Annotated in this window: 27 protein-coding genes, 1 tRNA gene and 1 pseudogene; 15 read left to right on the top strand and 14 right to left on the bottom strand. The window is 57.3% G+C overall.

Features of this window, described 5'->3' with window-relative positions; all coding sequences use genetic code 11:
* Positions 1–1,475: response regulator (locus tag JCM12296_RS19800; protein ID WP_054697039.1), on the bottom strand; the 1,475-nt coding region annotated here is incomplete at its 3' end.
* Positions 1,469–1,753: a hypothetical protein gene (locus tag JCM12296_RS19805; RefSeq protein WP_054697042.1), complete on the bottom strand. Its 285-nt coding sequence runs from the start codon at positions 1,751–1,753 to the stop codon at positions 1,469–1,471. The genes JCM12296_RS19800 and JCM12296_RS19805, both read right to left, overlap by 7 nt.
* A gap of 304 nt (positions 1,754–2,057) precedes the next feature.
* Here JCM12296_RS19805 and JCM12296_RS19810 point away from each other — a divergent pair, with 304 nt between their 5' ends.
* Positions 2,058–3,050, top strand: a complete 993-nt coding sequence (locus JCM12296_RS19810) for an NUDIX domain-containing protein (RefSeq protein WP_246804600.1) — start codon at positions 2,058–2,060, stop codon at positions 3,048–3,050.
* Between the two features lie 29 nt (positions 3,051–3,079).
* Here JCM12296_RS19810 and JCM12296_RS19815 read toward each other — a convergent pair whose 3' ends face one another.
* Genes JCM12296_RS19815 through JCM12296_RS19830 form a run of 4 tightly spaced genes read right to left on the bottom strand, consistent with a single transcriptional unit; the run spans position 3,080 to position 4,744 of the window.
* Positions 3,080–3,562, bottom strand: coding sequence for a SoxR reducing system RseC family protein (locus JCM12296_RS19815; protein ID WP_054697047.1), 483 nt, complete (start codon positions 3,560–3,562; stop codon positions 3,080–3,082).
* A gap of 14 nt (positions 3,563–3,576) precedes the next feature.
* Complete coding sequence (locus tag JCM12296_RS19820) at positions 3,577–4,095, bottom strand: thioredoxin fold domain-containing protein (RefSeq protein WP_054697052.1); 519 nt, start codon at positions 4,093–4,095, stop codon at positions 3,577–3,579.
* Positions 4,062–4,586: a cytochrome c biogenesis protein CcdA gene (locus tag JCM12296_RS19825; protein WP_172683997.1), complete on the bottom strand. Its 525-nt coding sequence runs from the start codon at positions 4,584–4,586 to the stop codon at positions 4,062–4,064. The genes JCM12296_RS19820 and JCM12296_RS19825 overlap by 34 nt, the downstream gene beginning before the upstream one ends.
* Positions 4,586–4,744 carry a hypothetical protein gene (locus JCM12296_RS19830; RefSeq protein ID WP_157067764.1) on the bottom strand — a complete coding sequence of 53 codons (159 nt, stop codon included), beginning with the start codon at positions 4,742–4,744 and terminating at the stop codon, positions 4,586–4,588. The genes JCM12296_RS19825 and JCM12296_RS19830 overlap by 1 nt, the downstream gene beginning before the upstream one ends.
* Positions 4,745–5,246: 502 nt before the next feature.
* Between JCM12296_RS19830 and JCM12296_RS19835 the strand changes: the two genes are divergently transcribed.
* Positions 5,247–5,807, top strand: coding sequence for a DUF2284 domain-containing protein (locus tag JCM12296_RS19835; RefSeq protein WP_054697061.1), 561 nt, complete (start codon positions 5,247–5,249; stop codon positions 5,805–5,807).
* 28 nt (positions 5,808–5,835) lie between these two features.
* Here the strand turns inward: JCM12296_RS19835 and hisG are convergent, their stop codons facing one another.
* The 6 genes from hisG to JCM12296_RS19865 form a co-directional block, all read right to left on the bottom strand.
* Positions 5,836–6,684, bottom strand: coding sequence for an ATP phosphoribosyltransferase (gene hisG, locus JCM12296_RS19840; protein ID WP_054697064.1), 849 nt, complete (start codon positions 6,682–6,684; stop codon positions 5,836–5,838).
* 84 nt (positions 6,685–6,768) lie between these two features.
* Positions 6,769–7,032 carry a phosphoribosyl-ATP diphosphatase gene (locus JCM12296_RS19845; RefSeq protein ID WP_054697067.1) on the bottom strand — a complete coding sequence of 88 codons (264 nt, stop codon included), beginning with the start codon at positions 7,030–7,032 and terminating at the stop codon, positions 6,769–6,771.
* Between the two features lie 354 nt (positions 7,033–7,386).
* Complete coding sequence (gene metW, locus JCM12296_RS19850) at positions 7,387–8,022, bottom strand: methionine biosynthesis protein MetW (protein ID WP_213182861.1); 636 nt, start codon at positions 8,020–8,022, stop codon at positions 7,387–7,389.
* Positions 8,006–9,169, bottom strand: a complete 1,164-nt coding sequence (metX, locus tag JCM12296_RS19855; RefSeq protein ID WP_054697069.1) for a homoserine O-acetyltransferase MetX — start codon at positions 9,167–9,169, stop codon at positions 8,006–8,008. Before metX ends, metW begins: the two co-directional genes overlap by 17 nt.
* Positions 9,162–9,557 (bottom strand): helix-turn-helix domain-containing protein, encoded by a 396-nt coding sequence (locus JCM12296_RS19860; protein WP_054697073.1) that lies wholly within the window; start codon positions 9,555–9,557, stop codon positions 9,162–9,164. The genes metX and JCM12296_RS19860 overlap by 8 nt, the downstream gene beginning before the upstream one ends.
* A 266-nt stretch (positions 9,558–9,823) precedes the next feature.
* Positions 9,824–11,194 (bottom strand): sigma-54 interaction domain-containing protein, encoded by a 1,371-nt coding sequence (locus JCM12296_RS19865; RefSeq protein WP_054697076.1) that lies wholly within the window; start codon positions 11,192–11,194, stop codon positions 9,824–9,826.
* A 463-nt stretch (positions 11,195–11,657) separates the two neighbouring features.
* Here JCM12296_RS19865 and JCM12296_RS19870 point away from each other — a divergent pair, with 463 nt between their 5' ends.
* From JCM12296_RS19870 to mamK, 12 genes and pseudogenes are all read left to right on the top strand, one after another.
* Positions 11,658–13,121 (top strand): DUF3373 family protein, encoded by a 1,464-nt coding sequence (locus tag JCM12296_RS19870; protein ID WP_054697078.1) that lies wholly within the window; start codon positions 11,658–11,660, stop codon positions 13,119–13,121.
* Positions 13,122–13,149: 28 nt separating this feature from the next.
* Positions 13,150–14,343 carry a YeeE/YedE thiosulfate transporter family protein gene (locus JCM12296_RS19875; RefSeq protein ID WP_054697081.1) on the top strand — a complete coding sequence of 398 codons (1,194 nt, stop codon included), beginning with the start codon at positions 13,150–13,152 and terminating at the stop codon, positions 14,341–14,343.
* Positions 14,344–14,362: 19 nt separating this feature from the next.
* Complete coding sequence (locus JCM12296_RS19880; protein WP_054697085.1) at positions 14,363–14,608, top strand: sulfurtransferase TusA family protein; 246 nt, start codon at positions 14,363–14,365, stop codon at positions 14,606–14,608.
* Between the two features lie 15 nt (positions 14,609–14,623).
* Positions 14,624–14,911, top strand: coding sequence for a hypothetical protein (locus JCM12296_RS19885; protein ID WP_054697088.1), 288 nt, complete (start codon positions 14,624–14,626; stop codon positions 14,909–14,911).
* A 39-nt stretch (positions 14,912–14,950) separates the two neighbouring features.
* Positions 14,951–15,124 (top strand): hypothetical protein, encoded by a 174-nt coding sequence (locus JCM12296_RS38590; RefSeq protein WP_157067765.1) that lies wholly within the window; start codon positions 14,951–14,953, stop codon positions 15,122–15,124.
* 99 nt (positions 15,125–15,223) lie between these two features.
* Positions 15,224–15,463 (top strand): hypothetical protein, encoded by a 240-nt coding sequence (locus tag JCM12296_RS38595; protein WP_157067766.1) that lies wholly within the window; start codon positions 15,224–15,226, stop codon positions 15,461–15,463.
* 70 nt (positions 15,464–15,533) lie between these two features.
* Complete coding sequence (locus tag JCM12296_RS19890) at positions 15,534–15,878, top strand: hypothetical protein (protein ID WP_054697091.1); 345 nt, start codon at positions 15,534–15,536, stop codon at positions 15,876–15,878.
* Between the two features lie 29 nt (positions 15,879–15,907).
* Positions 15,908–17,539, top strand: a pseudogene (locus JCM12296_RS47805) (tetrathionate reductase family octaheme c-type cytochrome).
* Between the two features lie 2 nt (positions 17,540–17,541).
* Positions 17,542–17,943 carry a cytochrome b/b6 domain-containing protein gene (locus tag JCM12296_RS47815; protein ID WP_281492083.1) on the top strand — a complete coding sequence of 134 codons (402 nt, stop codon included), beginning with the start codon at positions 17,542–17,544 and terminating at the stop codon, positions 17,941–17,943.
* Positions 17,889–18,200, top strand: a complete 312-nt coding sequence (locus JCM12296_RS47820; protein WP_281492084.1) for a cytochrome b/b6 domain-containing protein — start codon at positions 17,889–17,891, stop codon at positions 18,198–18,200. The genes JCM12296_RS47815 and JCM12296_RS47820 overlap by 55 nt, the downstream gene beginning before the upstream one ends.
* 401 nt (positions 18,201–18,601) lie before the next feature.
* On the top strand, positions 18,602–19,786 hold the full coding sequence (locus JCM12296_RS19905) for an N-acetylmuramoyl-L-alanine amidase family protein (RefSeq protein WP_054697094.1): 1,185 nt from the start codon (positions 18,602–18,604) through the stop codon (positions 19,784–19,786).
* Positions 19,758–20,825 (top strand): MamK family actin-like protein, encoded by a 1,068-nt coding sequence (gene mamK / locus JCM12296_RS19910; protein WP_054697097.1) that lies wholly within the window; start codon positions 19,758–19,760, stop codon positions 20,823–20,825. The genes JCM12296_RS19905 and mamK overlap by 29 nt, the downstream gene beginning before the upstream one ends.
* A gap of 41 nt (positions 20,826–20,866) precedes the next feature.
* Here mamK and JCM12296_RS19915 read toward each other — a convergent pair.
* Positions 20,867–20,941: transfer RNA gene (locus JCM12296_RS19915), tRNA-Gly, on the bottom strand.
* A 58-nt stretch (positions 20,942–20,999) separates the two neighbouring features.
* Positions 21,000–22,850 (bottom strand): tetratricopeptide repeat protein, encoded by a 1,851-nt coding sequence (locus JCM12296_RS19920; RefSeq protein ID WP_054697100.1) that lies wholly within the window; start codon positions 22,848–22,850, stop codon positions 21,000–21,002.
* A gap of 238 nt (positions 22,851–23,088) precedes the next feature.
* Between JCM12296_RS19920 and JCM12296_RS19925 the strand changes: the two genes are divergently transcribed.
* The coding region (locus JCM12296_RS19925; RefSeq protein ID WP_054697103.1) for a hypothetical protein at positions 23,089–23,622 on the top strand (534 nt) is incomplete at its 3' end.

Genomic DNA, 23,622 nt, shown 5'->3' on the forward strand with positions numbered 1-23,622 from the left:
CGCCCCGGCCCATTGATGCCCCATCGGAACGTCGTTTTCGTCCAGTCGTTTCTTCCAATGGGACGGATGACATACCGTTGTTTTGAACGCTGTGGTTTCATTCCAGGCGTTTTTTCTGCAGGCAGTTTGCCCAGGGTGCTGAGCGCTTTTCCCAGATCTTCGGCCGTAAACGGCTTGTGTAGGATCGCATTGACGCCGGCCTCGGTGGCGGCGTCATTGTCCTGGGTTTCGTTTTGCGTGGTGACCATAATGATCGGCAGGACCGTTTTGTCGTATTGGCGGCGGACTTCACGGATGAGTTCGATACCGCTGATTTCCGGCATGTTCAGGTCCGTGAAGATCACATCCGGTTTTTCACGGCCCACGGTTTTCAGTGCTTCAGCGGGAAATTCGAACAGCTGGGGGGCGCAGCCCAGACGGTGCAGCGCGCCACGATAGATGTTCAGCACCATCTTCGAATCGTCGACGGCAAACACCTTGAGGGTGGGCGCCTGATGGTCCGCTACGGTGGCGTCGATTCCGGAGACGAGATCCGCATGACCGGTTTTGCGCATCAGTTCGACAAAGTGGGCGCGGATGTCCGGGTGTGCCTTGCTGGCCAGGAACTCGAGCGCGCAGGTCTGAAAGGCCTCTTCTTCTACCAGGTCAAGGAAGACGGTATCACAGCCGCCGTTAAGCACGGCCTCGGTCACCTGACGGGTTTCGGTGTTTCCGGCACGGACCATGTTTTTCAGCCCGGCCGCCAGCATGGTGTTGTAATTGCGGTTGATGGCGCCCGCGGCGGCGGCACGCACGTTTTCCACCGGATCCGCCAGCCCCTGCGCCAGGGCGAAAGCGCCCTTGCCCACCGGTAGCATGCCCAGCGCCTCATAGGCGGCAAAACGTACGTTGGCGTCTTTCGGTTCGTTGTGCAACAGCTTGCGAATCGGCACGATGGCGCTCTCATCACCGATCTCACCCAGCAAATTGAGGGTGTGGATGAGCAGGTCGGTGTCATCGTGGAGCAGGTTGTTGATCAGGTTGGGCACGGCTTTGCCGCTCATTTCCTTCAAGCGTTGTTTGGCCGCGTTGCGTAGATGGGCATGATGAGAAGAGAGTCCCTCGTTGAGCCGGGCGATGGCGGCCGGACTCTGGTCGGTGGCAAAAACATCGAGGATCATGATGTCCAGGTCTGAGTCGGCGCCCAATTTTTCAGCCAGGCGCTGGAATGCCGTGGGGCTGGCCAACTGGCCGAGGGCGTAGATCGCCGCAATGGTCAATTCCAGGTTGCCGGAATAAAGGTACTCCGATATGGCCGTGGTGGCGGCCGTTTCACCAATCAGTCCCAGGGCCGTGACGACGGCCTTGATCACGACCTCATCCTCATCCTCATTGAGGATCCCCATTAATAAGGATGCCGCACCTTCAAGGCGCATCTCCCCGGCAACTTCCACGAGGACCACACGGTTTTCACGCCGCGACTCGCGGGCTAGCATGGAAAGCAACATTTCCGGGTGATCGAGGGCCTTGGCATAAAGGACTTCCCGCATCTGCGGTAGGCGCGGGCCAGGTCGCGGTACTCGGCAATGAGGTTGACGATCACCGGAATGGCAAACGGATCATCGGCCCGGCTAATTTCAAACAGGGCCATTTTGCGTGTGTTATCGTCAACGGCACCGATCTTGGAAAGCACCAGCTTGGCCTTGATGATATCTTTTTCGCGGATATCAAAACGCAACTCTTCGATAAAATCCTTGGCGTTGATTCGGGTCATGGTCCATCCATCCTTTTCTGGGGTACCGGGCACGAGGCTTCGTCGTGGCTTTAACGCGGCAGCGGATTGGTTAGGTGTCACGCACCTTGAAAGTCATTATCGCCGCTTCGGATGGATACTTGATGGCCTGTCTGGCCGCCGGTGCAAATTTGTGCTACATGGCTGACCGGCATCAACCGGACAGGAGAATTTTATTTGGATACGGAGAACTTTCGCCGTTCTTTGCTGGGCTGGTACACGGCCCATCGACGCCGCCTGCTGGCGGGAAACCAACGATCCATGGGCCATCTGGGTGTCGGAGGTGATGCTTCAGCAGACCCAGGTCGTCACGGTGGTTCCTTACTACCACCGCTTCATGCAGCACTTCCCCACCCCCTTCCACTTATCCCGGGCAGACATCCAGCGCGTGCTCAAGCTTTGGGAAGGGTTGGGATACTACTCGCGGGCCCGGAACCTGCATCGTCCGCCGGCGCGGTGGTCTCCCGGCATGCCGGCCGGGTGCCCCGAGGATCCCCGTCGCTTTTCGCGCCCTTCCCGGCGTGGGCGACTACATTTGCGCGGCAGTCTTGAGCATCGCCTTCAGCCAGGTCATCGCTGTCGTGGATGGCAATGTCAAACGGGTGCTGGCGCGGCTTTTCGAATTGGATACCCCCGTCAATCGAAGCGCTGCACACCCCTTTTTCCGGCAATACGCGACCGTCTGATTTGTCATCTGCGGCCGGGTGACTTCAACCAGGCCATGATGGAACTGGGTGCCCTGGTCTGCCGACCGAAACATCCGGATTGCGCCGCCTGTCCCCTGGCCGACCATTGCCGGGCTTATCAGGATCGCGCGACGGCCGAATACCCGAAGCGGGACTCGGCCCGTAAAGTGCCCCATCGCCATCTGGCGATTAGTGTGATTGTTAAGAAAGATAAGCTGCTGGTGGTCCAACGGGAGATGGAAGGCTTTTTGGGTGGATTGTGGGAGTTCCCCGCGATTCCGATGGATCCGGCAGGGGCGGCCCCTGGGGCGATTGAAGCCGGAATGGCCGAGACGACCGGCCTGACCATCCGGGTTGTCCGCCGTTTGACCCGCATTCGGCACGCCTACACGCATTTTACGCTTTCCGCCGACGTCTACCTGTGCCGATACGTGGCCGGGCGGGTACGCCTCCGGCAAAACCCATCCCACCGCTGGGTGAGCCTCAAGGGATTGACGCGTCTGCCCATGCACAAGGCCAACCACAAATTTATCGATGCATTGACCGCAGCCTGGGACGAAGGGGGGCGAGCGTCTGGTCGGTGCGCATGGTAGCGCAGGGATGAACGCATAAAGCGTTGCATTCATTTTCCACAGCCGCAGCCAGCAGCCGGCCGGGGCGGCGCCATCAAGTTTCCGGGCGGGATGATGCGGGTGATGACAGCCTGGATCGGCTGGCGTGACGACCAGATTCGGGAGATGACCACCGAAATCGCGAAGCCGAACAGGAAACCCAGCAGGCTGAAGGCGATGCTGCGACCATCACTTCCACCCGCACTACTGGCGTAGGTTCCCAAAAACGCGCCGGCCAACATCCCCATCACGGGAACGAGGTAAAGCACCGCCATGCGGGAGAGAAGGGCGCCGGAGGCGACCGTCAGGGTAACCCGGTCGCCCACGCTGGCGCCTGCCTGGTTGATGGCTGCCGTTTTTTGCGTATGACCGGCGCTGCCTGCGTGGCATTGGGCAAGCGCCATGCAACTGCCGCAGCCCTGCTCTTTTTCGGCCATCACCACGGCATGACCGTCGTCTTGGGTTTCAATAACGATACCAACTGTCTGGGCCATGGTATGCCTCCATTTCACCCGCGGATCTGGGCGAGTCGTTGAATTTGCGTTTTTAGCTGGGCCGCGCCGACCACACCGGTGAAACGCTCCACGAGCCGCCCATTCCGGTCAAGGAGGACCACATAGGGAATGGCATAGCCGCCATAGCGTTCAAAAACGCCGCGCCGTTGATCGTCTATCTGGGTCAGATCGACTTTCAAGGGCGTGAAGCCCATGGTTGCCAGGCCCTGTTGGAGGTCACGATCGGTGAACGTGGTTTTTTCCAACGCCTGGCAATTGATGCACCAGTCGGCGCCAAAATAGACGATCCGCGGTTGGCCGGCGCTATCGGCCAGCCGGGTGTCGCTGTAGACTTGCCAGGGGATGCCCTGGCCGCCGGCATTTAAGGGGAAATAGTGAATGGCGCTCATGGCGCCCATGGCGATGGCCACGATGAATGCCGGGCGGAACCGCTTGCGTGATCCGGCGGTGACATGCATGGCAAGCATCGTGGCGGCGGTCAGCACCAGTCCCAACCAGCCCAGCTGGCGCATCCATGGCGAAAGCTGATCCTGGATGAAAAAAGTGCCGCCCCAAGCAAAACCACGCCCAGCCATCGCTTCAGCAAGACGGCCCAGCGGCCGGAAAAAGATATGCGGGCCAGCAAGCCGGGATAGAGCAGCAGCAATCCCAGCGGTGCGGCCAGTCCCACCCCAATGGCGCAAAAAATAGCCACGCTTTCCATGGGCGGGCGGGTGGCGGCAAAGGCCAGTACCGACCCGAGAAAAGGGCCGGAACAGGGTGTGGAGAGAAGACCGGCCAGCGCGCCTGTGAGAAAAGCGGTCAGGTGACCGCTTCGCGAGAGACGATATACCGCCTGGGGAAGCCGGACAGACCAACCCCCAAAGGTTGCAACGGCCGATGCCAGGAAAAACAGGCTCAACAAAATCCTGAAGATCGGATATTGGAAGAACTGCCCCCACATAACGCCCAGCAAGCTGCTGACCACCCCCAGGCTGGCAAAGAAAATCAGGCTGCCCGCCATCAGTGCCATCGCCGATTGGACCGTGCGGCCATGCTGCCGTTGGTGGTTTTGAGGATCGCCTGTATCTTGAAAGGGATCACCGGCAGCACGCAGGGCATGAAGTTGAGCAGGCTGCCGGCCAAGAGCGCCAGCATTCCATTCAGAAGCAAGGTATCCATGGCGTTTCCAACCTCCTGGATTAGCCGCATCACGAAAATTGACGGATTCGTAAAAAGCCCGATATCGGCGTTACGCTTCATCCCTCGTCACTGCGGCGTACGCTAAGTACGCTCCTACGGCACCCGCGATAGCGGTATTCTCGGGATTCGCAAGCCTTGATCTCGGGCTTTTTACGAATCCGTCGGAAATGCAACTTTTTACGAGTCTATCAAAATTGCGTCCGTCCGATTCGCCGGATGAAACATTACCACAATGTGGTAATTATAAGCCCTGTGCCGTCAATTTTCAATCGACCGCTGAAAAAGAACCGCTCAGATCAGTGGACCGCCTGATTACGACGCCGTCTTTCTCTTGATTTTTTCGGGATGAACGCATACAGGTGCTTCCCTTTAGGAAAGCACCCGCCGGTGGAAAAGCGGTCGATGGTCATGGATCGATTCGGGCAAGCCGGTGAAAGGATGCACCGATACCCACCAACCTTTGTGAAAAGAAGCTGGGATAATGACTGTGGAAAATGATTGGGCCGCGCCGGTAAAACGGCTGATGACCGACAACGGGATGACCGAACACCACTGGATCGATGTCGCGCAGATTTCCGTTAATCCGGAAGTGCGCAAATTATGTGAGCAAAATGCCTGCGGTCACTATGGCAGGAATCACATGTGTCCGCCCGGCGTGAAGGATATCGCGGAATGGGAAGTGATCATCCGGTCATTCACCCAGGGTCTGTTGGTCTCCAAGGCCTATCCGACCCAAGATAGCTTTGATTTTGAAGCGATGACCAAAGCGGCCGTTGATTTCGACAAAACCCTGCGCCGGATCAAGGCGGCCTGCCAGGAAAAATGGCCGGAAAAAGCACTCCTCTTGCTCGGTGCCGGGCCCTGCCGGCATTGTAATCCGTGCGCCTATGTGGACGGAGAGCTGTGCCGGTTCCCGGACCAGGCCTATCCGTCGGTGGAAGCCTGTGGCATCAATGTGGTCGAACTGGTTCGCAACGTGGGGGCCAGGTATTCCAACGGCAAAAACACGGTTACCTATTTTGGCATGATTCTTTTCCGCTAAAGGGACTGGAGACGTCCGGCACCAAGTGTCAGATCCGGCAGGTGCGAATATCGGTGACGATAATCCCCTTGGCACCGATTTTCGTCAAGCGGTCCATCATTTGATTCACATCGTTTTTCGGTGACATGGATTTCACCGCCACCCAACCCTTTTTGCTAAGCGGGGAGACGGTGGGCGATTCGATCCCCGGTGTGATCACACACGCCATTTCGAGCATGGTTTCGGGGATGTCGTACTCCACCATCACATATTCCCGGGCCACGACGATGCCCCGGATGCGTTCGATGAACTGATGGACCGGCTCTTCCTTCTCGATATCCTGGCGACGTGCCACCAGCACCGCTTCGCTCTGCAGAATCGGCTCGCCGACGACCTTGAGGCCGGCCGCTTGAAGGGTGCGGCCGGTCTGGACCACATCGGCGATGGCATCGGCTACCCCGAGTCGAATGGAGATCTCCACCGCGCCGTCCAGGTGGACCATTTCCGCCTGGATGCCGTGACGATGAAGATCCGCGGTCACCAGTCGGGGATAGGAGGTGGCAACGCGCCGGCCGTTCAATTGATCCGGGGTCAGGTCGGTTTCCGCCGGTACGGCATAACAGAAAGTGGACCGGCCGAACCCCAAGGAGAGCAGTTCCACCACTTCCGCACCGCTGTCGAGGGTCAGGTCGCGGCCGGTGACACCCATGTCCAGGATGCCCTTGCTCACATAGATGGCGATGTCGCGGGGGCGCAGAAAGACAAACTCCACCTGGTTGCGGGCGTCGAAGACAATCAGCTCGCGGCTGTAGCGGCGGCAGTTGTAGCCGGCTTCGCGGATCAGTTGAACGGCATCTTCGGAAAGCGACCCCTTATTGGGAAGCGCGATTTTCAGCATGGTAAACGGTTCCTTATTCGTAAGCGGATGGGGACGATGACCGGTTATCGCCAAACCAAGTTAGCGTCGTGTGAGCAATCCGTATTAAAGATGACGGTAGACATCCTCAAGATCCAGTTCGCAGGCAAGCATCATGACCTGGACATGGTAGAGCAGTTGGGAGATTTCTTCGGCGGTGCGCTCGCGGCCCTCGTGTTCGGCGGCCATCCACACTTCGCAAGCCTCTTCGATCACCTTCTTGCCGATGGCATGGATTCCTTTCTCCAGCTCCTTGACGGTTCCCGAAAGGGGGTCTTTGCGGGCCGCCTTGGCGCTCAGCTCGGCAAAAAGGGCTTCAAATGATTTCATGGGTTGAAAATATCCTTTGGATTCAACAAATTCGGCGAATTTATCGCCACACGATCAGGTAGCCTGGATCGATCAAACGCTGGCCATCCTTAACAGAAAAGACGGCGCCAGACAATGCCTCCCCGAGCAAATCCCATGGGGCGTCAAAAAGGGATGCAACGGTGTATGACCTTTAAAAGGAAGGACGCTCTGCCGGTGTGGGGTAGTTGGCAGAGCCGCCGAGGGTAGAGGAGTTGAGTAGTACATGTGGGGTGTACATTCAAGATAAGTGGCGCCCCCATCCCTGTCAAGAAAAAAATTACCACATTGTGGTGTCAATCCTTTTTTTGCGGCTGACGGCGGTGAATACGCTGCTCAGAGGGTCTTCTTGGCGATGAGATAAAGACCATAGGTGGCAAAAAGGTCCGGCCAAAAGGTGACCACCCGGCCGGATTTGACCTGTCGATCGGTATGAATGGCCACTTCCTTGAGGATCCTGAAGCCCACCTGGCGGGCGTAGCGCCTGAAATCGGCAAGGGTGATCACCCGGATGTTGGGGGTGTCATGCCACTGGTAGGGCAGTTGCGGGGTCACCGGGGCATGGCCGGTCAACAGCAGCATCAGGCGGACCCGCCAGTGGCTGAAGTTGGGAAAGCTGACCACGCTCTTGCGGCCCACGCGCAGCATTTCCCGGATCAGGGGCGCCGGATCATAGATCTGCTGCAGGGTCTGGGCCAGGATCACGTAATCGAAGGCGTTGTCGGGATAGTCCTTGACCTCCTCGTTGATGTCCCCCTGCAGGACCGTCACGCCCTTGGTGATGCAACTGGCCACGCTGGCTTCATCGATGTCGATACCGGTACAGACGGCATGCTTATGCGTCTTCAGGTAATGCATCAACACCCCGTCGCCGCAGCCCAGCCCGAGTACACTGGCCCCCTCGGGAATCCAGGACGCCACCATCCGAAGATCGTAGCGAATGCCGTTTTGGGCCTCAGGGGATGTGGTCATCGTCAAGGAATCCTTTCATGATGCCGGAAAGGCGTGGGCTGGGAATCAGGAAGGCATCGTGCCCCCATTGGGCCTCGATTTCGCAAAAACTCACATCCAGACCGTTTTTTTTCATGGCCTTGACCATGACCCGGGACTGGTAGGTGGGGTAGAGCCAGTCCGAGGTGAAGGAGACCACCAGCATGCGCGCCCGCGCTTTGGCAAAGGCCGCCACTGCCGATCCGTTGCCGTGATGCCGCTCCAGATCGAAATAGTCGGCGGCTTTGGTGATATAGAGAAAGGCATTGGCATCGAAACGCTCCACGAACTTGCGCCCCTGGTAGCGCAGATAGCTTTCCACCTGGAAATCGGCATCGAAATTGAAAGAGAAATCGGCCTTGTCCTGCAGCCGTCGGCCGAACTTGAGGCGCATGGACGCGTCCGAAAGGTAGGTGATATGCCCGATCATGCGCGCCACGGCCAGCCCCATGTCCGGCTTGGGGCCGCCGTAGTAATCGCCGCCGTTCCAGTTGGGATCGGCCATGATGGACTGTCGGGCGACTTCGTTGAAGGCGATCGCCAGGGCGCTGTGACGCGTTGTCGTGGCCAGCAAAATGGCCGATTCAACCTTTGTCGGGTAGCGCACGCACCACTCCAGGGCTTGCATGCCACCCACCGAACCGCCGATGACCGCGTGCAGCCGCTGAATCCCCAGATGATCAATCAACGCTTTCTGGGCCTCCACCATATCGCCGATGGTGACCACCGGAAAGGTGAGGCCGTAAGGCCGGCCGGTGGCCGGATCGATGGACGCCGGACCGGTGGAGCCCATGCAGCTGCCCAGAATATTCGAGCAGATGACGAAATAGCGGTCAGTGTCGATCCCCTTGCCCGGCCCGACCATGAAATCCCACCAACCGGGTTTTTCATCACTGGGGGCATGCACACCGGCCACATGCGCGTCGCCGGAAAGGGCGTGAAGGATCAAAATGGCATTGTCGCGCGCGGCATTGAGCCGGCCGCAGGTTTCAAAGGCGATGGTGATCGGCCCAAGGGGGCTGCCGCAGGCCAGGGGCATGGCAGTAGGCGGTTGGGCGAAAGTAAAGGTTTGCTTTTCGACTAGGCCGACCGAGGCGCCCTGCTGATCGTGTTGGATATATTCACTCATGACGATCGATTTCGGCCAGTATGGCCTTGAAAACGCTGCAGGTGCGGCAAAGGGCCATTTTTTCCTGCCACGAGTTGTGCACGATGCCTTCGCAGATGGTGCCGTTGATGAACCAGCATTGCTTCCCACTGTTGAATTCCCAGGCCGGGCATAACTGACGCTGTTCCGGCGGGCATTCGCGCTGTTCCCAGCAGAAGACGTGTCCGTTGCGGGAACACAGCTTTTGGGCCAGTAGAAAATAGAGCTGGCGCTCCACATGCACGGGGATCGATCGCCAGCCCTGCTCATAGCTGTGAATGGCCTTGATGGACGTGCCCAACAGCTGGGCCATCTGCTTCTGGGTTTTTTTCAGTTTTTTGCGGTAGGTGCTAAAACGTATATTGTCCATGCGCCTTCTGTGTACCGTTTGGATTTCCACGGGAACGTGGTGACCGGTTGGCCGCCAGCCTTACATGAACGCGGCCATGGGCCCTCTTTCGTTCAGAATGATGGCGCCAGAGTGATGGCGATTGACCGCATGGTTGCGTTAAAACCAGAGACCAAGAGAAATCAGATGCCACCAAGTGGTATAAAAGTCAACCCGATTCGTTGAACGCTTGCGATGATATGGGTACGGTTGGCGGGCTGTCGAACCGCGGGTGTGGCGGTGAGGCTTCAATTCACGTCACGGCGGATATCGATACCATACTTTTTCATTCGTTTCCAGACGGTCACCCGGCTGACGCCCAGGATTTCGGCCGCCTTCGACTGAATCCCCCCCGCCTGACGCAATACCCCGATCAACGCCTCACGCTCGGTCTGGGCGCATTCCGGATCGTCATGACAGGTCGATTCCGGTTCACCGGAGGCATGCATGATTTTGTGGGGCAGGTGATGAAGGCCGATACCGCCGCTCTGGCACAGAACAAAAGCATATTCGATGGCATTGCGCAGTTCCCGGACGTTTCCCGGCCAGGCGTAGCCCGTCAGCGCTTCCAGGGCCTCCGGCGTCAGCCCGAGGATTTTCTTGCCGCTGCTGATGGCGTTGCGCCGGATGAAGCTCTGGGCGATCAGCGGGATATCCTCGCGCCTTTGCGCCAGGGACGGGCAGTGCAATGGAAAGACGTTGATGCGAAAGTAGAGGTCCTGGCGAAACAACCCGCGTTCGATGAGGGATTCCAGATTCTTGTGCGTCGCGGTAATGACCCGTACGTCCACGGGAATGGACCGGTTGTCACCCACGCGTTCGATGCGGCGCTCTTCCAGCACGCGTAGTAGCTTGACCTGGATGGCGGGCGGGATGTCGCCGATTTCGTCAAGGAAGATGGTGCCCTCGTGGGCTGCTTCAAAACGTCCCGCGCGGGTGCGGTCGGCACCGGTATAGGCCCCCTTGACATGGCCGAACAACTCGCTTTCCAGCAGGTTTTCGTTCAGAGCGGCGCAGTTGACTTTGATGTAAGGCTTTTCGCTGCGGTTGCTGGCCCGATGGATCGCCCGCGCGACCAGTTCCTTGCCGCTGCCGCTTTCACCCTGAATCATCACCGGCGTGTCCGACTGGGCCACATTTTCAATCATCTCGAACAGGTTCAACATCATCTGAGATTTGCCCAGGATGCCATGATAGCCCTCGTCCAGATGGAAGGTCTTGCGCAGGCTGGAAATTTCCTGCTGCTGGCGGATTTTTTCGGTGATGTCGGTCAGGGTTTCCACGGCGCCGATGATCTGGCCATCTTTATCCTTGAGCACCGACGCGCTTTTGACGATGTGGATTGAGTGCTGATCCTTGTTGGTGATCAGGCATTTTTTCTCTTTCATGCTGCCCCTGGAAAACAGCCCGCACCAATCGGTACCAGCCCCCTTGCCGATGATCTTGCAGCCGGAGCAGTTGAGGATACGGCATGACTTGCCGATCAGTTCCTCCGCGGTGTAGCCGGTGATTCGCTCGGCCGACGGGTTGGCGGCGACGATGCGTCCCCTGGGGTCGACCACCAGCAGTCCGTCCTGCAGGGTATCGACGATGGTTTTCCAGTACTTGGCAATATCCATGAGCGCTCCCGGCTGTGTTAACATCCGTGGTTAAGGTGTTAATCTGTTAAGTTAACATCTATTAACTTAACCTCTCTGCAATCATTTTTCAAGCCTCCCCAGTTTTTTGAATTTTTAAATATCTACAGCTGATTATAGCGCTTTCCGGGTCCTGTTGGCAGTGCTGGCACAAGCGTTGCTCAACCGGTTCATATGCCAAGAAAAGATGATTCGACGGTTAACCCATTTTACCAGGACCAGGACAAGGAGGCGGCATGATCGATCGAGGATGGCGGCGGACGACCGCGCTAACCCTGATGGGGCTTTTGTTATGGGCCGCATCGCCCGCCGTCGCATCGGCGGCGGATGAGGTGAAGCTGTTAAGGGAGCGGCTCGAGCAGATGGCCAAGGAGATGGCGGCCGTTCAGGAGAAGCTGGTGGCGCTGGAACAGAAAAGCAGGAGAAGGCGGAGACCCTCGACGAGATGGACGACCGGCTCAACAAGGCCGAATTGCACACGGCCACGGATCGCATCTCTCTGGGGGTTGAACTGCGCAGCCGGGCCGATACCCTGCAGTACAAGGATGTGCAGGTGGCGCCGACGGCATTTGTCAATCAGTTTATGGGCATGAGCGGAAGCACGTTGCCCCAGATCCAGCAGGCGCTTGGCTCATCCCAGATCCCGGCACCGGAAAAGTACGATGCCAACAACGACATCATCCTGACCAACAAGTTCCGGCTCAACATGGCGGCCAAGGTTACCGACCAGCTCAGTTTCACCGGCCGGCTGGCGGCCTACAAGGTGTTCGGTGACAGCACCGAGGTCAAGGTCAACCAGGGCAGTCTGGGCGATGTGACCCTGGACGGCAACACCTCGAGCCTGCCCCATGGCGATACCATCCGGCTCGAGCGGGCGTATTTCAACTATAAGAAGGACTGGGGATCCGTTCCCACCAACTTTTCCCTGGGGCGGCGGCCCTCCACCGACGGGGCGCCCCTGGAATATAGCAACAACAGCCTGGAGGGCGGCTCGCCCCTGGCCACGATCATCAACTGGCAGTTTGACGGCGCCTCCTTCAACATGGGGTTGGAAGATGTGACCGGCATTCCCGGGGCTGCCCTGAAGCTCTGCTACGGGGTGGGCTTCGAAGGCGACTGGGGCAATACCTATGCCCTGAGCAGTCAGCAGCCGGATGTGGATGACGTGCATATGTTCGGCATCATCGCAACCCTGTTCGACGACGATTCCACCAGCGCGGTGTTCAACTACGCCCATGCCTGGGACATCACCGACGGCTTCACCGGCCTGACCGTGATGCCCTTCATCGTTTCGAAAAGCGGCGATCAGTATATCTTCGAGCCCAATACCGGCGGGTATATCAGCCGGTTGCAGCCCATGACCGAGATCGGCGATTGGGATGCCGCATCCCTTTTGCTGCGCACCAATTTGCAGGAACGCTTCGACAAGGATATCGATCTGTTCATCGCCGGCTCCTGGAGCCACACCAATCCCTCGTCGACCTCCGAGAATCCCTACTACGAGCTGATGGGCATGGGGTTGCTCAATTCCAACGGCGAGCTTGAATCGCGGGACGGCTACATGATCTACGCCGGGGCGGTCTTCCCCATGCCCTGGAACGCCCGGCTGGGCCTGGAGTACAACTACGGATCCAAATACTGGTTCAACTTCAGCGGTGCCGAGGACTCCCTGGTGGGCAGCAAGCTGGCCGTGCGCGGACAGGTGTACGAAGCCTACTGGCACCAGCCGATCTATCGGGACAACTTCTTCGCCACTTTGGGCGTGCGCTACTACGACTATGAGTACACCGGCAGCGGCAACCCCATGGGCGAGCCGATGAAGATCAGCGACCTGAGCTCGCTCAATGCCCTGAACCCGGTAATCGATGAAGTCTGGGATGGCTATCTCAGCCTGACCTTCAGATACTAACAGCCCCATTCACGACAGGAGGTGCCCTGTGGGCGAGGACGGTCTGCTGCGCAGCTTGAAGGAACAATTGACCAATGGGTATCGTTTTCTCTTCGTCAATGCCTGGTCCGGGTATATGGCCGGTATTCTCATTGCCGTGTTGGCCCTGATGATTTTTTTGTGGAATGGCATGTGGGGAATTTCCGGTGGATACCGCAACTGGGGAGAGTGGTTTTACTACCTGATCGGCCTGGGCGGTGACCGTCCCGCGACCCCCTGGATGGATCCCCAATCGGTAACCAACCTGGCGATCCTGGCCGGCGCCATGGCCTCGGCCCTGCTCAGCCGACAGTTCAAGGCCCGCCGGGCACCGCTTCGTGAGTACGGCAAGGGATTGATCGGTGGCATTCTCATGGGACTCGGGGCGGCGCTGGCCGGCGGGTGCAACGTGGGCGGATTCTATTCGGCCATCGGTGTCTTCTCCATGGGCGGCTACACCATGATGATCGGCCTGGGCCTGGGCGCCTGGCTGGGGTTAAAGGTGCTGCTCTGGGAGATGGAGAACCTGCCGCCGGCCACCACGACCACCGGCAGCGATGCCGAGAGCGGATGGTCGGTCGTCTGGCAGCGGTTTCAGCCCGTTGCCGGCGGCATCCTGGGGATTCTGCTGATTGCCGCGGTATACCTGTATGCCGCCGTGGACCAGGCCCGCATTGGCGGATTGCTGATTTTCGGCCTGCTCATCGGCCTGGTGATGCACCGTTCGCGTTTCTGTTTCGTCCGGGCGTTTCGCGATCCCTTCATGACCGGCGAGGCCGAAATGGTCAAGGTCGTGTCGTTGAGCCTGATGGTTTACGGTTTCGGCTCGGCGGTGATCAAGTGGAACTACATCCAGCCGGACACCATGGGCGTGTATCATCCCTTTTGGTTGGGCAGCCTTTTGGGCGGCACGATCTTCGGGCTCGGCATGCTCCTGGCCGGCGGGTGTGCCAGCAGCACCCTCTGGCGCTTGGCCGAAGGCCACACCAAGCTGGGGGTGACCCTGGTGACCTTCGCCCTGACCAATGCCGCGGCCATGCGTTTCATCGAGGCCTACCATATCCGCCACTATTTAGGTAAGGGGCTCTACCTGCCCGGCGTCTTCTCATGGCAGTTGGGGCTGCCGCTGTTCATGGCCGTCTTGCTGCTTTGGACGCTGATGGCCGGCTGGAATGAGAAAACCGAAAAACTGGTGATTTTCTAAACAAACAAGGAGAAGGACAATGGATTTGGATACCTTAAAACCCCACCAGACCGTGGATACCTGCGGGCTCAGCTGCCCCATGCCACTTTTGAAAACCAAGAAGGCCCTAAAAGGCATGAAGACGGGAGAGATCCTGGAAATTCTGGGAACCGACCCCGGTTCCAAAAAGGATATCCCCGATTTCGGCGCCAAGAACGGCAATCGCTTCCTGGGCATGGTCGACGGCGAGAAGGGCGTTACCCATTACTACATCATGAAGAATTAAACCGGGAGGGCAGGCATGAAGACGGCAGCCGTTTTGATTCGGGACCCCGAACAACAGTACGAAGGCCTGCGCACCAGCCTGGGGCTCCTTCTGGAAGATACCCTGGTTCAGATGTTCGTGCTGCACCATGAGATTGCCAATATGGACGAGGCCTACCGTGACAACATGGAATTTATCGACGAGATGGAAGGGGAACGCTTTTCCAACCATTCGGCCAATGTGGAGAAGTACGGTTTCAAGCATGTGACCATGGCTGATGTGGCAGAGAAGATCATCGCCGCCGATGTCGTCATTCCCTTTTAACCGATTAACCGACCCCGGTCGCAAAATGAAGGACACATCATGAAAGTGCTTCACATCCTCAGGTCCGAGCCCGACGAGACGGTGGAGAAGTTTACCGCGTCGCTCTCCATGGACAACACCGCATCGGTGGTGATGCTTTACGAGACGCCGGTGGACTGGCCGGCGCTGGTGGACAAAATCTTCGAAAACGACAAGGTGATCTGTTGGTGGTAATCATCTTGCCAAGGAGGAAACGCATGGGTGATTCCCTAGGCATACTGGTCAGCTCGGATAAACATTTGAGCCATGTGGTCCATCTGACCACCGCGGCTCATGACAAAGGCAAGGCGGTCAACATTTTTTTTCACCGGCAAGGGTGTGCTCTTGACCCTGCATCCGCAATTCCGTGAGTTGGTCGGGAAGGCCAAGCTGTCGATCTGTGATGTCAGCTTTCGGGCCAACGGCCTGCACGGCCGTGAAGGCGAAGTGCCCGGCGTGGGGTTTAAGGACTTCGCCACCCAGGCAAAAAACGCCGAAATGTTGGCCAATGTGGACCGTTACCTGGTTTTTTAGCAGAAATTGAAATCCCTTTCAGTCAACCAGATTTTATCATCTTAAATTTTATCCTCAAGAAGGAGACATCATGTTTAAAAAAGGATTGTTCAGCGTAACCGTACTGATTTTTCTGATTTCCGCCATTGGTACCTGCTTCGCCCTGGATATGGGCAACGACCGCAAGGGCAAATACACCTACCGCAAGGTCTACAAAGCCTGCAATGCGCGGGGCGAGGTCGATTCGGCCAAACCGCCCATCAGCCCGGATGCCAAGACCCAGGCCCAGTGGACGCGCGCTTTCGAGAAAAAGGACTTCGCGGATTTCGGTTGCAAGGCCGAGTGGGATGCCCTTTCCGCCGACGAGCTTGCCGATATTTACGCTTATCTTTACAGCCATGCGGCCGATTCCCCCTCGCCGGCCAAATGCAAATAATAAAACCCGATAAAAAAAGGGGGGGCGCGATGAGGTCAAACCCAAGGTGCCGGAAAATGTTAAGCGGCAGCCTGCTTTTTATGCTGCTCGCCGCCCTCATTCCGGCAGCGACCGGCCTTGCTACGGAAACCGAGGAGGAGCGGGCACCCGGCCTGACCATGGCGGACCAGGCCACCAAAGCGAAGAAGGTGTGGATTACCGTCGATCACTCACGGCTCGAGGCCTTGCAGAAGGATTTTATCTCCGGGCCGCAAGTGACCCAAGCCTGCCTTTCCTGTCACACGGAAGCGCTGATCAGTTCCACAAGACCATTCACTGGACCTGGCATGCCTACACGGATGAGAAGGGACACCAGTTCGGCAAGGGCGGCGACTCGATCAACAACTTCTGTATCTCCACGGATCGCATGCAGGACAAGAGTTGCCTCTCCTGTCATCCCGGGTGGGGCGAGGAGACCGTGGCCGTCAATTGCCTCAACTGTCATGGTCAGAAGTCGATCAATTGGGGGGAGTCTTTCGAGGATCTTGCCGCTTTTGCCGGATCCGATGACCCGGAAGAGCAGGCGATTGCCGATGAGATTCGCGGCAACATCCGTGCTGCCGTACAGGCCGTGGTCCGGCCCGAGCGCCAGAACTGCGGTGGCTGCCATTTCAAGGGCGGCGGCGGTGATGGGGTCAAGCACGGCGATCTGGACACCTCGTTGACCAAGCCCAACAAGGCCCTGGATGTGCATATGGGTATCGACGGTCGCAATTTCCAGTGTACCCGCTGCCATACCACCACCTTGCATAACATTGCCGGGCGGGTCTACACTAAGCCTGCGGCCAGCGACCGCAAAAGCCTGATCGAGGACGACCTGGCCACCAAGATCACCTGCGAGTCCTGCCACAGCAGCACCCCGCACAAATCCGAATCCAAGGCCAACGATCACACGGACAAGGTTGCCTGCCAGAGCTGCCACATTCCCACGTTCGCCCGGGTCAACCCCACCAAGGTGTCCTGGGACTGGTCCAAGGCCGGAAAACGCAAGGACGGCAAACCGTATAAAACCGAAGACGCGTTCGGCAAGCACGACTACATGTCCATCAAGGGGCAGTTCAAATGGGCCAAGAACGTCAAGCCGGAATACTTTTGGTACAACGGTTCCATCAGCAGCATCACCGCCAAGGATCCCATCGATCCGAGCAAGGTCGTGGCGGTGAGCCATCCTTGGGTTCCCGGGAGGACAAGAATGCGCGCATTTTTCCCTTCAAGGTCCACCATGCAAGCAGCCATACGACAAGGTCAACAAAACCTTGCTCGGTCCCATGCTTTCCGGACCCGACGGGTACTGGACGACCCTCGACTGGAACCGGGCGCTGACCAAGGGCCAGGAAGCCCTGGGGATTCCCTTCTCCGGCGAATTCGATTTCGTTGACACCACCTATGTGTTTCCCATCACCCACATGGTGGCCCCCCGCGAGAATGCGCTGGCCTGCAGCGAGTGCCATACGCGCGGCGACAGCCGCATGGCCGACCTGGCCGGCTTCTACATGCCCGGCCGTGACAAGTTCCAACTGCTTGATTCGCTGGGGCTGATCCTGGTGCTGGGGAACCTGTTGGGGGTCACCATTCACGGCCTGATGCGCATCTTCACCAACGGCAGAAAGGAGGAGAAGTAGCCATGTCTACCCGCAACAAGGTCAACATGTACCTTTACACCCGTTATGAGCGGTTCTGGCACTGGCTCCAGATGGCCCTGATCTTCGTGCTCCTGATCACCGGATTCGAAGTGCATGGTGCCTTTCCCTTCCTGGGCTTCGACGCGGCGGTGGAGGTGCACAACGCCGTCGGACTCACCTGGCTGGTGGCTTTCGTCTTTTTTGTCTTCTGGGTCTTCACCACCGGCGAGTGGAAACAGTACATTCCCACCACCAAGAAGATGTTCCAGGTGATTCTGTATTACAGTTACGGGATCTTCAAGGGCGAAAGCATCCGGTGCCCAAGCGCAAGGAGGCCAAGCACAACCCCTTGCAGCGTCTCGTCTACCTGTCATTGGCCGCCGTTCTTTTGCCCGTGCAGATGATTTCCGGTTTCCTCTACTGGGGCTACAACGACTGGACGCGCTGGGGCATCGGCTGGCTGACCCTGGACAAGGTCGCCTTCGTCCACACGGCCGGCGCCTTTGCGATTCTCTGCTTCGTGATCGTGCATATCTACATGACCACCACCGGCCACACCGTCACCGCCCATGTGCGGGCCATGATCACCGGTTGGGAAGAGGTCTCGGAAGGCGAGGTTCAGGAGTGGGAGAAAGCCGGGCATCGGCAGCCCACCGTCTGACCGTCTTGACCCTGCCACAATACAATGCAAAGCCCCGCTGCCGGATGATTCGCGGCGGGGCTTTGCCTCTTCCTGCTTCAGGGACTGCCGATGGGTTGACATCCGTCAACCAACCGTCGCCGCCGTCATGATGGCCCGCCATGGGTTGCGGCGGTGCGGCATCGTTCGCATTCGTGCCTCAGCGCCTCCGACAAAGTCCCCCATTTTCCCATCACACTGAAACATCAGACTATTTTCACAGCCGGGTTTCGGGACGGGTTTCATCCGAGGGCTTCTTTTTTTGCCGGCATGGATATTGCTGATGCCGAATCAGGGTGAAACAGCCAAACCCTTTGGCCAGGCTGCGGGGAAATGCGATTTTTTACGCGTCCATCCAGGCTTCCTTTTGAGTGTTATGGGACATGCTTTCGCACGGCACACGCAACAGAGAATTAAAACGGGCGATCCTGCGGGGAATTTACGTCGATAATTTGAAGTTTGCGGGAAGACCGGCCGAAGCGGTCGCTTCCCCCAAGCCAAACAAGCCGTTTATCCATTTTCTGCGCCTGATCTTGGTCGTTTGTGCCCTGGGGATCAGTTCCTTTGCCCACCAGGCACCGCTTGAACACAAGCATGAAAATGCACCTGAAAATGTACCTAAAGAAAAAATGACGGTGGCGCATTCCGATAAAAACCGACCCGTGTCCACAGCCCTGATGGATATCGATTTGGGCATCAAGTCGCTCTCGGTACCGCCAGCGCCGTTGCCGCCCCATGACCCGTATTGGAACTGGCCCGAACCGGTTGATCCGCATCTTGATGATTTCAACCTCCTTTTGTCCACCAACACGTCCGTGCGCCTGTCGGCCCTGTTCGGACTGGGGGTGAAAACCATCGTCATCGATCCGGGGCACGGCGGCAAGGACCCCGGGGCCATCGGCGAAAACGGCGTACAGGAAAAAGCCATTACACTTGATGTGGCCATGAAACTGAAAGCGCGTTTGGACGGGCTGAACGCCTTCAAGGTGCTTTTGACACGGGACCGCGACCGGACCCTTTCACTGGCCCAGCGGGTTGACTATGCCAAAGCCAACGCGGCCGACATCTTCATTTCCGTGCATGTCAATTCATTGCCCCAGAAGCGGGTCAATCTCATTGAAACCTACTATTTCGGCCCGCCCCTGAACATTGAGGCCCTGCGGTTGGCCGAGCAGGAAAACAAAGCGTCCAATTTTTCCGTGGGCGAACTGGACGCCATCATCAAGGATATCGGCAACACGTTAAAACGTCAGGAATCCGCCAGGCTGGCGGCCGGCATCCAGGATCGGCTTTTCGCCAATATGAAGGACGAGGACGCCCAAATCCTTAATTCCGGGATCAAAATGGCACCCTTCGTGGTGCTTTCGCAAATCGAGATTCCCAGCGTGTTGGTGGAGATATCCTGCCTGTCCAACACGGAAGAGGAAGCCAAACTGGCGTTATCCAGCTACCGCGAAAAGGTGGCCTCGTATATCGAAGAAGGCATCGTCTCCTACTTGGAGGCACAGGCGTTTGAAATCGCAAAAGGAGAACATGAAGATGAGCAACAATCAAGTCCATACCGATGACGGCCCGGAAGAAAAAGAGACCCCTAAGAAAAACGGTGCGATCCTCAACATCGGCATCGATCTTGGCACCTCCCGAAGCGCTATATCGGCAAGCAACGGCAAAAAAAGCTGGGTGGAGAGCTATGTCGGCTGGCCCAAGGATTTCGTGGCCCGCAAGCTTTTGGGAAAACCGATCCTGTTCGGTGATGAGGCCCTTGAGAACAGACTGTCGCTGAACATCTCGCGGCCGCTGGAAAGTGGCGTGATCCGGGACGATTCCGAGAGCAGCGAGGCGGCCGTCAAGGAATTGGTCGGCCATTTGATTCAGCAGGCCAAGGCCAATAACGGTTTCAAGCGGACGCGGGCCATCGTCGGTGTGCCTTCGGAATCCTTCAAGGCCAACAAGATGGCCATCAAGCGTCTCGTGGCCGATTTCGCGGACGAAATCATGGTGGTCACCGAGCCGTTTTCGGTCGCCTACGGCCTGGATGCATTGAACAATGCCATGGTCATCGATATCGGTGCCGGCACCATGGATTTTTGCATCATGTCCGGCACGATTCCCGCCGAGGAGGATCAGCGGACGGTCTTCACCGCTGGTGACCACATCGATCGCCTGCTTCAGACCTATCTGCACGAGCGCTACCCCCATGCGGATTTCACCCTGAACATGGTCCGTCGCTTCAAGGAAGCGCACAGTTTTGTCGGCGATCCGGAAGATGAGATCCGCGTTGAAATCCCGGTGGATGGAAAGCCGACCATGCACGATATCACCGCGGAGATGCGGCGTGCCTGTGAAAGCATTCTGCCGGGGCTGGTGGAAACCATGCTGGAACTGATCGCCAAATTCGACCCGGAGTTTCAGAAAAAAGTCCGCAACAACATCATCCTGGCGGGTGGCGGCAGCCAGATTCGGGGATTACGCGAGCACGTCGAAAAGGTGCTCCAGGAATACGGGGCCTGCCATGTCCGCACCGTTTCGGATCCGCTGTTCGGCGGCGCCGACGGCGCACTTTCCCTGGCCGTGGATATGCCGCCGGAGTATTGGGAGACCAATTGATCGGAAAGGTGCCGCAACGCTGAGAAGATGAAACTAAAAAATGGAGCGGGAAACGGGATTTGAACCCGCGACTTCGACCTTGGCAAGGTCGCACTCTACCACTGAGTTATTCCCGCTCAATGCAAAAGGCGCCTTTTACATAGATTCGGCATGAATGTCAACAGGGTGAATTGTTTATTTCACCATCGCGCCCGAATCGAAAACCACCCCGCCGTCGGTCCAGAGGAAGGCCTCGCCGTTGAGCACGATTTTTTCCTTGGCAAACCACAAAGCCAGGTCACCGCTGGCTTTCTTTTTGGGATGGTTTTCCTTGGCCACAATCGGCGGTGCTTTGACGCTACGGGTACTGTTGAGGTAGTTCGTGTATTTGATGAGTTTGGCCTGCTGTGCGTCGGCGGGCAGCACATGGGTCTGGAAATACATCTCGATATTGTAGGCCTCTTTTTCACCCGGGTCCGAGAGCAGCTTTTCGCGCACCAGGGCAACGGAAATCTCGGCCAGGCGTTTTTTCTTGATGAACGATTTGCCTGAGAGCACGTTTTCGAAGGTCAAGACGGTGATCTCCGGAAAATCCGGCAGCAGGGCCGTTTTGTCGGATTTGAAGTCCTGCTCCTTTGTCTCGGTACTGACATGCAGGGTAATGGCCAGATTGTCCGCCATCCAACGCGTGGGCAATAGCAGTGCAAGGTTGTCGCCGGTGAATAGATTGAATGGGTTGAATGCCGATTTTTTGGCAAAAAGCAGCATCACACGATTGAATTCCGGCTCGATCCGCTTGAGGATATCACGGTTGCGAAGCTGGCCGTACAGCCACAGAACATCATAATTTTTGACCTTGTCATTTTCCAGGACCGTGTTCATGACGCGGTCGAATACGTCGGCACGGGCGTTGAGCAACAGGGCCGGGCCAACCGACCGGATCATGTCCGGGGAATCGATGAAGGCGTTGTTGCCGTTGTCCAGATTGCGCAGGATCAGCTTGCCGGCCATGTCCGCATCCCCCAAACGCGCATATTGCAGGGCTGCGAAGAGGATGTTGCCCCAATCACTGTCCTCGGAGTTGGCCAGGGTGCGCTCCAGGTCCGCTTTTACCTTTTGCGGATCGCCCTGTTCCTGGGTCAGCATGGTCTTGCTCATGGCGACCGAGGCCGCATAGGGATCCTTTCGCATGATTCCCAGATGGATCTTCTGAAAGGTTTGATAACATTTCAGCGCCGCCTCTTTTTGATCGGTTTCCTGAGCCGCCTGCCCCCGGTAATACCAGTATGGCGGAAATTTCTGGAAGCTGCTTTCAATCCGTTCCAGTTTGCGATAGCGTAGGGCCATGTCCGGCTCCTTTAAAATGGCCGTGTAATCGCTCAGCTGTTTCTCGTTCAGCCGCCATTCGTCAGCGATGTCGTAGCGTTGCATCAGATCCCAGGAATATTTAAGCAGCTTTTTATAGAACGTATTGATCCCCTGGATGGTTTTGGATTCGATTTGCCAGAATTTCTCCTCCTTTTCCTTCTTGTAGGTGCCCATTTGGGACCGGTAGTTGAAGTAGAAGGAGCCCACATTGAGAAACGCGCTCAAAATGGTCGTGTAGGGGTTGATCAAAAGATCCGTGTCGAAAATCTTCGATCTCAGCCGGTTCTTGAGCTCGTTCTGAACGTTCTTGTCATAGGTTGTCAGCAGGTATTCCCGCTCCTGGTCATTGATTTTCGAAATGGTCAACAGATCCATGAGTTCCTGAAGCAGGGTGATGATGTCCGCATCGGGAATATTGTTCAAATTCAGATTGTTGATGATGGTGTTGTATTCCTGGTCAAGCACCACCTTGTCGTTGTAATTCAGAATATGCGTCAATGAGACCGCGATTTGGTTCAGGCACTGCAGAACCTGCTGTTGCTGCAGTGCCTTGTCGACCGTGGCAGATGCCGAAGGGGTTTTGGGGCTTCGCTGTGGCTGTGCGGCCGGCTGGTATCGGGCGGCGGTGCGCCTTGGCCTTCGGCCCAGAGCGCCATGGGGCCCATGATACTCCCCCAAACGATACCCATTATCACCCAACCATATTTTAATTTGTCGATATGTTTATACAAAATTTGAAGCATGGGAATTTCTCCAATACGGGGTTGCCGACATGGCAGATGGTTCCAAAAAACGCCGCCGTTGATATATCACTGGACTTCGATCGGAAAAAGAGGGAAATCCTAGGTAAGGGATTCAACACAAGATCCGGTCAACCCTTCAGGGGAAGAATGACTTCCCGAGAGGAAGAAGTCACATGCTGAGAAACTGTCTTTGGGTGTTGTTGGTGGTGATTTTAAGCGGGTGCGGGCAGGAACCGCAGGAGTGGAATCCGGTTTTCGAAGCGACCAACTTCGATGCCATCAAAACCGAAGTCGATCGCAGCCTGGCACTGATGGACGCGGCTTACGGGGAGGCCACCCAAACCGACGCGATCGACATGCTCGAAAAAATCGATCAGGCACGGCAGCGTCTGCTCGCGCTCAAGGATTACTACCTGCCCCTGACAACGGTCCGCCAGACCATCTACGATGCCGAACGGTATTTGAAGCTGGATCGGCGGGACAAGGCGCGGCAACTGATCGAGAAGGCCCAGGGGATCGTCGCGTCATTGGGCATGGTGACGCAAAACGCCGTTTTCGATAAAATCGTCATTGAATTGAAGACCATGCTCGATGAAGTCGTCGCCGCCATGAACAGGACCTCGACGTCGGACAGCTACCAAAAAATCAAATTGCTGGGCGAGCATGTTAACCTGATGCTGGTCAAGGGCGATCTTGTGCTCTCGGGG

Origin of the sequence: Desulfosarcina cetonica JCM 12296, assembly GCF_001311845.1 — a bacterium.
Classification (GTDB): domain Bacteria; phylum Desulfobacterota; class Desulfobacteria; order Desulfobacterales; family Desulfosarcinaceae; genus Desulfosarcina; species Desulfosarcina cetonica.